We start from the raw sequence: 9,589 nt of genomic DNA, 5'->3' as shown, positions 1-9,589 counted from the left end.
GCCGCCCACTCCCGCCGCGAGGACACCCGCGCCTCGCTCGGGCGGCGCACCGCACTGGTCGAGGTGCACCCCGCCCCGGAGGGATCGTTCTCGTCCCGCCGCGACCGCCGCGAAGCGGAGGGGCACCGGCTCCGCACCGCGCCCGCCCGCCGCGGAGCCTCCTTCTTCCGCCCGTCCCCGCGCACGCTGGCGCTCGCCGTCTCCGGCGGGCTCGTCGTCGTGGCCGTCGCGTCGAGCCTGAGCCTCACCGTCGGCACCGGCTCCTCGGCCGAGTCGGCCACCGCGACGCCCTCCGCTGCTCCGACCTCGACCAGCGTCGCCGTGCTCCCCGCGACCACCGCCTCCGCCCGGGTCGTCCTCAGCTCCGTCTCCACCACCTCCGGCACCGTCGCCGGCGGCACGAGCGTGACGCTCGAGGGATCGAACCTGGACTCGGTCGCCACCGTGCGCTTCGGCGAGGCCGAGGGCAGCGTCGCGGTCGACAACCCCGACCAGATCACGGTCACCGCCCCTCCGGCCGACGGAGAGGCAGCGGGCGAGGTCCCGGTCGCCTTCTTCGACGCCGACGGTCAGGCCATCACGTTCGACGCGGTCACCGACTCCGCCGCGGCGGTCACCGTCGACGGGACCCCGGCCGACGCGGTGCAGCCGGCCGTCGACACGTCGGGCGCCGCGGAGGGCACGACGGCCGAGGCCTCGACCGACCTCGCCGCCCCGACCGCGGCCGCCACTCCCAGCTTCGCCGCGACCGGCGTGCTCGCCAGCACGAAGGTCGTCGCCTCGGCGATCACCTTCGCCTACACGCCCGACCCGGCGATCGAGGCCGCGAAGGCCCAGGCCGCGCTGGACGCGAGCCGCCTGGCCTCGCAGCTCGACTACCTCTCCACCTACTGGAACGACTACAACTCGGCCCAGTACGGCGTGATCTCGGGCAACGACTGCGTCAACTTCACCTCGCAGTCGCTGATCGCCCGCGGCTGGGAGATGGACGGCGAGTGGAGCTACTCCTCCTCCGGCGGGTACAGCTCCGCCTGGGCGTCGTCGACCGCGTTCAACGCCTACCTCGCCGCGCACCCCGAGCGCGCGACCGCGATCCCCGACTCCGAGCGGAGCCGGGTGAAGCCGGGCGACATCGTCCAGTTCGACTGGGACAGCTCGGGCGACTGGGACCACACGGGCGTCGTGACCAGCGTCGACGGCGACAGGATCCTCTACTCCTCGCACACCGCCGACAACCACGACCAGAGCATCGACGCGGCCTCCGCCGGCCGGATCATGTTCTGGGGCGTCTGACGCTCGACGCACCCGCTCCACGCACGACGACGGGGCCGCCACCGCTGATGCGGTGACGGCCCCGTCGAGGTTCCGGTCAGATCACTTCTTGAAGACGTCCTTGACGTCCTCGCCGACCTTCTTGGTGTGGGCCTTGGTCTGGTCGGCCTGGCCCTCGGCCTCGAGGCGCTCGTTGTCCGTCAGCTTGCCGACGGCCTCCTTGGCCTTGCCGACCAGGTTCTCGGCTGCGTTGCGGATCTTGTCGTCTGCACCCATGAGGGGCTCCTTCTGTTCGGTGTGACCATCCGCCGGCGGGTGCCGGGGAAGCTGCGGGACCGGGGTCAGGCGACCCGGTCCTCCTTGGAGAAGCCGGCCCGGGCGCTCGAGGCGACCTCGAGCAGGACCGGCAGGCGGGCACCGAGCAGGGCGTCGAGCGCGTCGACCTCCTGGTGCACGGCGTCGACCACGGTGCGGGGCGAGACGCCGCCGCGGGGGAGGACGCGCACCTTCAGCGCCGTCTCGGAGCCGTGGCGGTAGGCCGCGACCGTGACGTCGAGGAGCTCGGTCCGGCCCGCGAGAGCCGTCTCGAGGACGTCCTCCGCGAAGCCGGTCGCGATCTCGATCCCTCCGGCGGGCGCGCCCTCGGCCTCGTCGCGGAGGACGGTGCCGGTGCGGCCGTGACCGTGGGCGAAGGCCATCACCAGCGCGAGGACGATGCCGAGGAGGCAGATCCCGACGACGGCGTAGAGCGGCCAGAGGACGGCGGCATCGCTCCAGGCGGTGCCCTCCTCGGGGGAGAGGCGCGAGACCAGGGCCGCGCCCTCGCCGTCGGCGAAGGAGAGGACGGAGTCGCGGACCGGCTGCGAGACGGCGATCAGGACGGCTCCGGCGCTGACCAGCGCGAGCACGAGGCCCATGACGAGCAGGACGAGCCGGTTGACGAAGCGGTTGCTCGTGGTCATCAGATCCTCCCGGAGGTCGAGACGCGGACGGTGGAGCGCGGGGCGGGCTTCGCGCCGATGCGGGCGAGCTCCTCGTCGACGGCGCTCTGCACGGCGTCGCGGTCGACCGCGATGCCGGAGGCGGGGGTCACCTCGACCAGTGCGGTGCGCCGCCCGAGCGAGGCGCGGGTGTCCTCGCGGCGGGAGTGGGCGGCCGTGCGGGCTGCGCGGGCCAGGGAGGAGGCGATCACGCCGTCGTCCACGACCACGGCGAGGCGGTCGTCGTCCACGGTGTGGCGGGCCCGGGCCCCGGGCGCCAGTGCGAGCACCAGCAGGACCAGAGCGAGGACGCCCGCGCCGACGGCCACGCCGATGAGGGCGGGGTTCGCCAGCGACGCGACTCCGACGATCGCGCCCAGCAGGGCGGACGGTGCGGCGAGCAGGGGCGCGGCGCCGAGGATCGCGAGCACCGCCTCCGTGCCGACGTAGGCCGCGACCAGGGCGATGAGCACCAGGACGACGATCTGCGCGGCGGAGCGGGACTTGTGGGTCTCGCGACGGAGGTAGCGGCTGTAGCGGGTGTCGGGCGCCGACGGTGCGGGGCTCATGCGACTCTCCTCGTGCTTCGGGTGCGGGTGCCCGTGATCCGGATGTCGATCCGGCTGACGGTGCGCCCGGTCAGCGCCTCCATGCGGGAGGCGATGCGGCTGCGATCGCCGTGCAGGCGCTCGAGCAGGGAGCCGCCGGCCAGGGCGGTGCCCGGCTCGACGACGACCGGCGCGGTCACCGCGAGGGCGAGACCGCCCCTGTCGTCGGAGAGGCGGACGCGGATCGCGGAGACCTCCACGCCCAGCTCCTCGTGGACGATCGCCACGGCGGCGCGCTCGATGGAGCGGACGGTGATGGTGACGGTGCCCGCCACCGGCGATGCGGGACGCGTGTCGAGAGCGGTCACAGTGGGCTCCTAGCGGGAGGTGGTGCGGCCGCGGAACACGTCCACGAGGCTGCGCACGTCGAGGGTGCCGTCGGCGATGCGGGCGATCACGACGCCGAGGGCCATGAAGAGGGCGGTGAGGACGAAGCCCCAGAAGCCGAACATCAGGGCCGCGAAGGCGAGGATCGCGCCGACCACGACACCGAGGACGGTGCTGCGGCCGCCGGGGGCGGTGGGCGCGGGGCGCTGGAAGTCGCTCATCGGACGCGGCTCTCGGTGGCCTCGTCGTCCTTGTCGTCGCCGGGGATGTGCACGTCGACGACGGCGACGTTGATCTCGGAGACGGCCATGCCGACCAGCTCGGTGATGGCCTCGGAGACGGCGGCGCGGACGGAGTCGGCGACCTTCTGCATCGGCACGGGGTACTCGACGACGATGGTCACGTCGGCCGCGACCTGGGTCTCGCCGACCTCGACGCTCACGCCCTGGGCGTGGTCGGCACCGCCGACGGCCTGGCGGATCGCGCCGAAGGCACGGGCGGCGTTGTTGCCGAGGGCGAAGACGCCGGGCACCTGGCGGGCCGCGATGCCGGCGACCTTGGCCACGACGCTGTCGTCGATGACCGTGGTGCCCTGGGCGGTGCCGGAGGTCCGCGAGCCGCCGAGGCTCGTGACCGTGTCGACGGAGGTCTTGTCGACGCGGGTGGTGGAGGGGGTGCGCGTGGTGTCGCTCATGAGGTCTCCTGGACGTCTCATCGGCTGCCGTTGCTGAGCAGACCGGGGTCGAAGGCCCGGCGGGAATCCGGTCGGGCTGTGCTTTCATGAGTGAGACGGAGCCCGGACGGCGTTCGTCACGGTGCTCGGCGGACTTTTTCCTGAGCGTCACCTGAGAGGCGGCCCGAGGCCGCGTGAGCGGAGAGGGAGGAGGCGCCGTGCCCGGACTGGAAGCGGCGAGCGACGCGCTGCTCGCCGAGCGCTCCGCCGAGGGCGACGTGCGCGCCTTCGAGGTGCTCGTCAAGCGGCACCAGTCGATCCTCCGCGCCTACGCCTGGCGCCTCACCGGCTCGCAGGCCGACGCCTCCGACGCCGTGCAGAACGCGCTGATCACGGTCTGGGCGCAGCTCCCGCAGCTCAAGGAGCCGGCGAGCGTGCGCAGCTGGATGATGCGGATCGTCAGCCGCTCCAGCGTCGACCTGCTGCGCCAGCGCCGCCCGACCGACGACGTCGACGCCGTGGAGCATCCCCCGGCCCGAGAGCCCGGCCCGTTCGAGGCCGCCGAGCAGAGCGACGCCATGCGGGCTCTCGCGCACGCCCTGTCCGAGCTGCCGGAGTCGCAGCGTCAGTGCTGGGTGCTGCGAGAGGTCGGCGGGGAGTCGTACAACGAGATCGCCGATCACCTCGGTCTCACGGTGACCGCCGTGCGGGGCAAGCTCGCCCGCGCGCGCGAGTCGCTGGTCGTGGCGATGGAGGACTGGCGATGAGGGAGCAGACGCGATGAACGCGGACCAGGGTCCCGGCGACGGGCCGGAGCGCGCGGGGGAGCACGACGTCGTGCTGCCGCCCGCGCTCGAGCAGGAGGCGGACGCGACGGAGCAGGAGGGCGACGGCATCGGCATCGACGAGCTGAGCGACTACCTCGACCGCGGGCGCACTCCGTACGATCCCGCCATCGAGGAGTCGCCGGAGCACCGGCGCACTCTGCGCGCCCTCGAGCGCGTGCGCGCCCTCTCCGGCGCGCTCATCGACGACGACGCCGCACGCCTGCCCGCGCCGGAGGAGAGCTGGTTCGGCTCGATCCTCACCCAGGTGCGCCGCGAGTCGCGGGCCGGACGCGACATCCCACTGGCGAGCGTCCAGCCCGACGTGGCGCTCACGATCACCGAGGGAGCGGTCCGCGGACTCGTGCGCGAGGCGGGCGACAGCGTCGCCGGCGTGCTGGTCGGCCGCTGCCGCCTGGTCGGCGACATCGCCGAGCCGGGCGCGGAGGTCGTGGTGGAGCTGACGATCTCGGTCTTCTGGGGGGTGCCGATCGCCGAGGCGGCCCAGCAGGTGCGCGAGCGCGTGCACTCGCGGCTGCTGACCCAGACCGAGCTGCGGGTGTCGAGGATCGACGTCCGCGTGGAGGACGTCTACGTCCCCGGGACGGAGGAGTCGTGAGCGGCCTCGAGGCGGCGGCCCCGGTCGATCCGGTGTCCGCGCTCGCTGCGGAGCTGCGCGCCCTGGACGGTGTCGCGACCCTGATGCCGGCCAGGCCCGAGGTGCGCGACGTGCTCGCGCACGCGGCGACGGCGCTGAGCGCGACCGGGATCGTGGTCGAGCCGCTGGGCACCGCGAGCGGCGGCACGTTCGCCGATCCGGTTCTGGTCCGCGTCGCGGGGGACGAGGTGTCCGTGGCCGTCGACCTCTGCGTGACCGCGGAGGCGTCCGCGCCGGACGTGGCGCGCGCGATCGGAGCCGCGGTGCGCGAGTGGTGCGTCCGGGTGCATCCGGAGCTGCGGCCGCGGGTGACCGTCCGGGTCGCCGCGATCGACTAGCCGGATCGGGGAGCGGGCGCGGCTGTCCGCAGGCCGCGACGCCTCGCCGCGAGGAGCGGAGCTGGGCCGAGCGCTCTCGTGCTTCTCCGGAGTGCACCGTGCCGACCGGAGCGACGGTGCTGCGGGCCGCCTGAGGTCGGTGTCCGCGCCGTCTCCCCCTGAGGAGCTTCCCGCTCAGGCGCGCCTCCCCGAGGAGCTTCCCCCTCAGGCGCGCTCGGCGAGGAACGCGTCCGTCTCGGCCGCCGTCGGCGCGGACACCGCCGCTCCGGCGCGGGTGACCGAGATCGCCGCGGCCGCGCTCGCCCAGCGGGTGAGGGCGACCAGCTGCTCCGGATCGTCGAGCCGTGCTCCCGTGGCGGCGAGCCGGGCCGAGAAGGCGCCGCAGAAGGTGTCGCCGGCGCCGGTGGTGTCCACGGCCTCCACCCGGAAGGCCGGGGTGCGCACCGGCTCGCGGTCGCGGACCGCCACGACGACGCCGTCGGAGCCGAGGGTGACCAGCACGAGCGGCACCAGCGCGGTGAGGGCAGCGGCGAGCGCGTCGTCGTCGGCGGCGATGACGCCGCGATCGGCGGCGAGCTCGCGGGCCTCGTGCTCGTTGACGATCAGCACGTCGAGCACCGCGAGGAGCTCCTCCGGCAGCGGGCCGATCGGGGCGGCGTTCAGGATCGACACCGTGCCGCCGGCGCGCGCGGCGCGGGCCGCCTCCGTCACCGTCGCTGTCGGGATCTCGAGCTGGAGGAGCAGGGCGTCGGCCGCCGCCACCAGGGCCGACTCCTCGGCGGTCAACGCGACCAGGGCGGCGTTCGCTCCGGAGTCGACGACGATCGCGTTCTCCCCGCGCTCGTCCACGGTGATCTGCGCGGTGCCGGTGCGGACGTCGCCGCGGCGGGCGCGCAGCTCCAGCGGCTCCTCGCCGAGGACCGCGGCGAGCCGGTCTCCCGCCGAGTCGCGTCCGAGGCTCGTGACGAAGACGGTGCCGGGCGCGGTCCGTGCGGCCGCGACGGCCTGGTTGAGGCCCTTGCCGCCCGGGAAGGTGCTCGCGCCGAGGGCGAGCACCGTCTCTCCGGGAGCGGGGATCCGGGCGACCCGGTGGACGTGGTCGAGGTTGGCGCTTCCGAGCACGAGGAGGGGCATGCCCTCGACGTTAGAGCACGCGCAAGGGGGTCCGCCGCGGGCTCGGCCGCACCTACGGTGGAGGCATGGAAACTCGAATCCTCGGACGCACCGGCGCCCCCGTCTCCGTCGTCGGCCTCGGAACCTGGCAGCTCGGTGCCGACTGGGGGGACGTCGCCGAGACCGACGCCCTCGCCGTGCTCGACGCCGCAGTGGAGTCGGGGGTGACCCTCTTCGACACCGCCGACGTCTACGGCGACGGCCGCAGCGAGCGGACGATCGGCGCCTACCGCGCGGCGCACCCCGACGCGCAGGTCTTCGTCGCCACCAAGATGGGCCGTCGCGCGGAGCAGATCCCCGCCAACTACGTGCTCGACAACTTCCGCGCCTGGACCGACCGCTCGCGCGCCAACCTCGGCGTCGACACTCTCGATCTGGTGCAGCTGCACTGCCCGCCCACCTCCGTCTACTCCGACGACGCCGTCTACGACGCCCTCGACACCCTCGTCGCCGAGGGCGCGATCGCCGCCTACGGCGTCTCGGTCGAGCGCACGGAGGAGGCGCTGACCGCCATCGCCCGCCCGAACGTCGCGAGCGTCCAGATCATCCTGAACGCGTTCCGCCTCAAGCCGCTCGACGAGGTGCTGCCCGCCGCCCGCGAGGCCGGCGTCGGCATCCTCGCGCGCGTCCCGCTCGCCTCGGGCCTGCTCAGCGGCCGCTACACGACCGAGACCGTGTTCGCGCCGGAGGACCACCGCAGCTACAACCGCGACGGCTCCGCCTTCGACGTCGGCGAGACCTTCTCGGGCGTCGACTTCGCGACCGGCGTGGAGGCCGCGCAGGAGTTCTCCCGCCTCGCCGACGACCACGGCCTCGCCCCCGCGGCGGCCGCGCTCGCCTGGATCATCCAGCAGGAGGGCGTCACCTCGGTGATCCCCGGCGCCCGCTCGCCCGAGCAGGCCCGCGCCAACGCGGCCGCCGCCTCCGCCGCGCCCCTCGGCCCCGCCTTCATGGAGGCCGTGAACGCCCTCTACGACACCCACTTCCGCCCCACCGTCCACCCGCGCTGGTAGCCGGCCCTCTCCTCACCGCCGCTGAGTCGCCCGAGAAGGCTCGTTCTCCTGGGCGGGAACGAGCCTTCTCGGGCGACTGAGCGCAGCGCCTAGGAGTTCAGCGCCGCGTCCACGATCGTGCGCGCCTCGGCCTGGACCTCGTGCAGGTGGTCGAGGCCGCGGAAGCTCTCGGCGTAGATCTTGTAGACGTCCTCGGTGCCGGAGGGGCGCGCGGCGAACCAGGCGTCCTCGGTGACGACCTTGACGCCTCCGACGGCCGCGCCGTTGCCGGGCGCCTTCGAGAGCTTCGCGGTGATCTCGGACCCGGCGAGGGTCGTCGCCGCGATCGCGTCGCCGTCCAGCTTGCCGAGGGCCGCCTTCTGCGCCTTCGTCGCCACCGCGTCTACGCGCTCGTAGACCGGGTCGCCGAAGCGCTCGGTCAGCTCGCGGTAGAGCGCCGACGGGCTCTTCCCGGTGACCGCCACGATCTCGGAGGCGAGCAGCGCGAGGAGGATGCCGTCCTTGTCGGTGGTCCAGACGGTGCCGTCGAAGCGGAGGAACGAGGCGCCCGCGGACTCCTCGCCGCCGAAGCCGACCGAGCCGTCGACCAGCCCGGGGACGAACCACTTGAAGCCCACCGGGACCTCCCAGAGGCGCCGGCCCAGCGACTCCGCGACCCGGTCGATGATCGAGGAGGAGACCAGCGTCTTGCCGATCGCCGCGTCCTCGCGCCAGCCGGTGCGGTGGCGGTAGAGGTAGTCGATCGCGACGGCCAGGTAGTGGTTGGGGTTCATCAGCCCGCCGTCGGGGGTGACGATGCCGTGCCGGTCCGCGTCGGCGTCGTTGCCGGTGAGGATGTCGAAGTCGCCGGCGCGCGCGACCACCGAGGCCATCGCGCTGGGGGAGGACGGGTCCATCCGGATCTTGCCGTCCCAGTCGAGGGTCATGAAGCCCCAGGCCGGGTCGACCTCCCCGTTCACCACGGTCAGGTCGAGGCCGTGCATCTCGGCGATCAGCTGCCAGTAGTGCACGGAGGCGCCGCCGAAGGGGTCGGCCCCGATCCGCACGCCGGCCTTCCGGATCGCGTCGAGGTCGATGATGTTCGCCAGGTCCGCGACGTAGTGCGTGCGGTAGTCGTAGGTCTCGACCGCGGAGGGCTCGGCCGAGGTCACGCCGCGGTTGCCGTCGGCGATGAGCTCGTTGGCCCGGTCGGCGATCCAGGTCGTCGCGTCGGAGTCGGCGGGGCCGCCGTGCGGCGGGTTGTACTTGAAGCCGCCGTCGCGGGGCGGGTTGTGCGAGGGGGTGACCACGATGCCGTCGGCCCGGTCGGTGTGCGCGGGGTCGTTGTTGTAGCGGAGGATCGCGTGGCTGAGCGCCGGGGTCGGCACGAAGTCGTCGAACTCGTCCACGAGCACGCGGACCTGGTTGCCCACCAGGACCTCGAGGGCGGTGGTGAGGGCCGGGCGGGAGAGCCCGTGCGTGTCGGCGCCGATGAACAGCGGGCCGGTGATGCCCTGCTCCGTCCGGTACTCGACGATCGCCTGGGTGACGGCGGCGATGTGGTCCTCGTTGAAGGCCGTGTCGAACGAGGATCCGCGGTGGCCCGAGGTGCCGAACACCACCTTCTGAGCCGGGTCGGAGACGTCCGGCTTCTTCTCGTAGTACGCCCTCACGAGGGCCTCGACGTCGATGAGATCGGAGGCCTGTGCCGGCTTCCCTGCGCGATCGGTCATGCGGTCCATAG

General features: G+C 73.6%; 13 protein-coding genes. 5 read left to right on the top strand and 8 right to left on the bottom strand.

Going from position 1 to position 9,589, the window contains the following annotated elements; all coding sequences use genetic code 11:
- On the top strand, positions 1-1,293 hold a 1,293-nt coding region (locus C5C50_RS08545), incomplete at its 5' end, for an amidase domain-containing protein (protein WP_104273256.1).
- Between the two features lie 81 nt (positions 1,294-1,374).
- Here C5C50_RS08545 and C5C50_RS08540 read toward each other — a convergent pair.
- The 6 genes from C5C50_RS08540 to C5C50_RS08515 all read right to left on the bottom strand — a co-directional run bounded on the left by C5C50_RS08540 (position 1,375) and on the right by C5C50_RS08515 (position 3,881).
- A complete protein-coding gene (locus C5C50_RS08540) occupies positions 1,375-1,548 on the bottom strand; it encodes a CsbD family protein (RefSeq protein WP_104226788.1) in 174 nt (57 codons plus the stop codon).
- Positions 1,549-1,613: 65 nt separating this feature from the next.
- On the bottom strand, positions 1,614-2,234 hold the full coding sequence (locus C5C50_RS08535) for a hypothetical protein (protein ID WP_104273255.1): 621 nt from the start codon (positions 2,232-2,234) through the stop codon (positions 1,614-1,616).
- Positions 2,234-2,821 carry a DUF6286 domain-containing protein gene (locus C5C50_RS08530; protein WP_104226787.1) on the bottom strand — a complete coding sequence of 196 codons (588 nt, stop codon included), beginning with the start codon at positions 2,819-2,821 and terminating at the stop codon, positions 2,234-2,236. Before C5C50_RS08530 ends, C5C50_RS08535 begins: the two co-directional genes overlap by 1 nt.
- Positions 2,818-3,168 (bottom strand): hypothetical protein, encoded by a 351-nt coding sequence (locus C5C50_RS08525; protein WP_104273254.1) that lies wholly within the window; start codon positions 3,166-3,168, stop codon positions 2,818-2,820. Before C5C50_RS08525 ends, C5C50_RS08530 begins: the two co-directional genes overlap by 4 nt.
- A 9-nt stretch (positions 3,169-3,177) precedes the next feature.
- Complete coding sequence (locus tag C5C50_RS08520) at positions 3,178-3,408, bottom strand: DUF2273 domain-containing protein (RefSeq protein WP_104224954.1); 231 nt, start codon at positions 3,406-3,408, stop codon at positions 3,178-3,180.
- On the bottom strand, positions 3,405-3,881 hold the full coding sequence (locus C5C50_RS08515) for an Asp23/Gls24 family envelope stress response protein (protein ID WP_104226785.1): 477 nt from the start codon (positions 3,879-3,881) through the stop codon (positions 3,405-3,407). The genes C5C50_RS08520 and C5C50_RS08515 overlap by 4 nt, the downstream gene beginning before the upstream one ends.
- A 197-nt stretch (positions 3,882-4,078) precedes the next feature.
- Between C5C50_RS08515 and C5C50_RS08510 the strand changes: the two genes are divergently transcribed.
- Genes C5C50_RS08510 through C5C50_RS08500 form a run of 3 tightly spaced genes read left to right on the top strand, consistent with a single transcriptional unit; the run spans position 4,079 to position 5,680 of the window.
- Positions 4,079-4,627, top strand: a complete 549-nt coding sequence (locus C5C50_RS08510) for an RNA polymerase sigma factor (protein ID WP_104224956.1) — start codon at positions 4,079-4,081, stop codon at positions 4,625-4,627.
- Between the two features lie 13 nt (positions 4,628-4,640).
- Positions 4,641-5,303: an Asp23/Gls24 family envelope stress response protein gene (locus C5C50_RS08505; protein ID WP_104233947.1), complete on the top strand. Its 663-nt coding sequence runs from the start codon at positions 4,641-4,643 to the stop codon at positions 5,301-5,303.
- Positions 5,300-5,680 (top strand): hypothetical protein, encoded by a 381-nt coding sequence (locus C5C50_RS08500; RefSeq protein ID WP_104224958.1) that lies wholly within the window; start codon positions 5,300-5,302, stop codon positions 5,678-5,680. The genes C5C50_RS08505 and C5C50_RS08500 overlap by 4 nt, the downstream gene beginning before the upstream one ends.
- Positions 5,681-5,884: 204 nt before the next feature.
- Here C5C50_RS08500 and C5C50_RS08495 read toward each other — a convergent pair whose 3' ends face one another.
- Positions 5,885-6,814 carry a ribokinase gene (locus tag C5C50_RS08495; protein WP_104273253.1) on the bottom strand — a complete coding sequence of 310 codons (930 nt, stop codon included), beginning with the start codon at positions 6,812-6,814 and terminating at the stop codon, positions 5,885-5,887.
- Positions 6,815-6,879: 65 nt separating this feature from the next.
- On the opposite strand from C5C50_RS08495, the gene C5C50_RS08490 reads away from it, so the two are divergent.
- Positions 6,880-7,866, top strand: coding sequence for an aldo/keto reductase (locus C5C50_RS08490; RefSeq protein ID WP_104226781.1), 987 nt, complete (start codon positions 6,880-6,882; stop codon positions 7,864-7,866).
- 89 nt (positions 7,867-7,955) lie between these two features.
- On the opposite strand, the gene pgm is transcribed toward C5C50_RS08490, so the two are convergent.
- Positions 7,956-9,578, bottom strand: a complete 1,623-nt coding sequence (gene pgm / locus C5C50_RS08485) for a phosphoglucomutase (alpha-D-glucose-1,6-bisphosphate-dependent) (protein ID WP_104273261.1) — start codon at positions 9,576-9,578, stop codon at positions 7,956-7,958.
- Positions 9,579-9,589: the final 11 nt, after the last annotated feature.

It is taken from the genome of Rathayibacter sp. AY1D9, assembly GCF_002932395.1.
GTDB lineage: Bacteria > Actinomycetota > Actinomycetes > Actinomycetales > Microbacteriaceae > Rathayibacter.
Note: the sequence above shows the minus strand (reverse complement) of the source record. Positions and strands in the feature narration are given on the sequence as shown.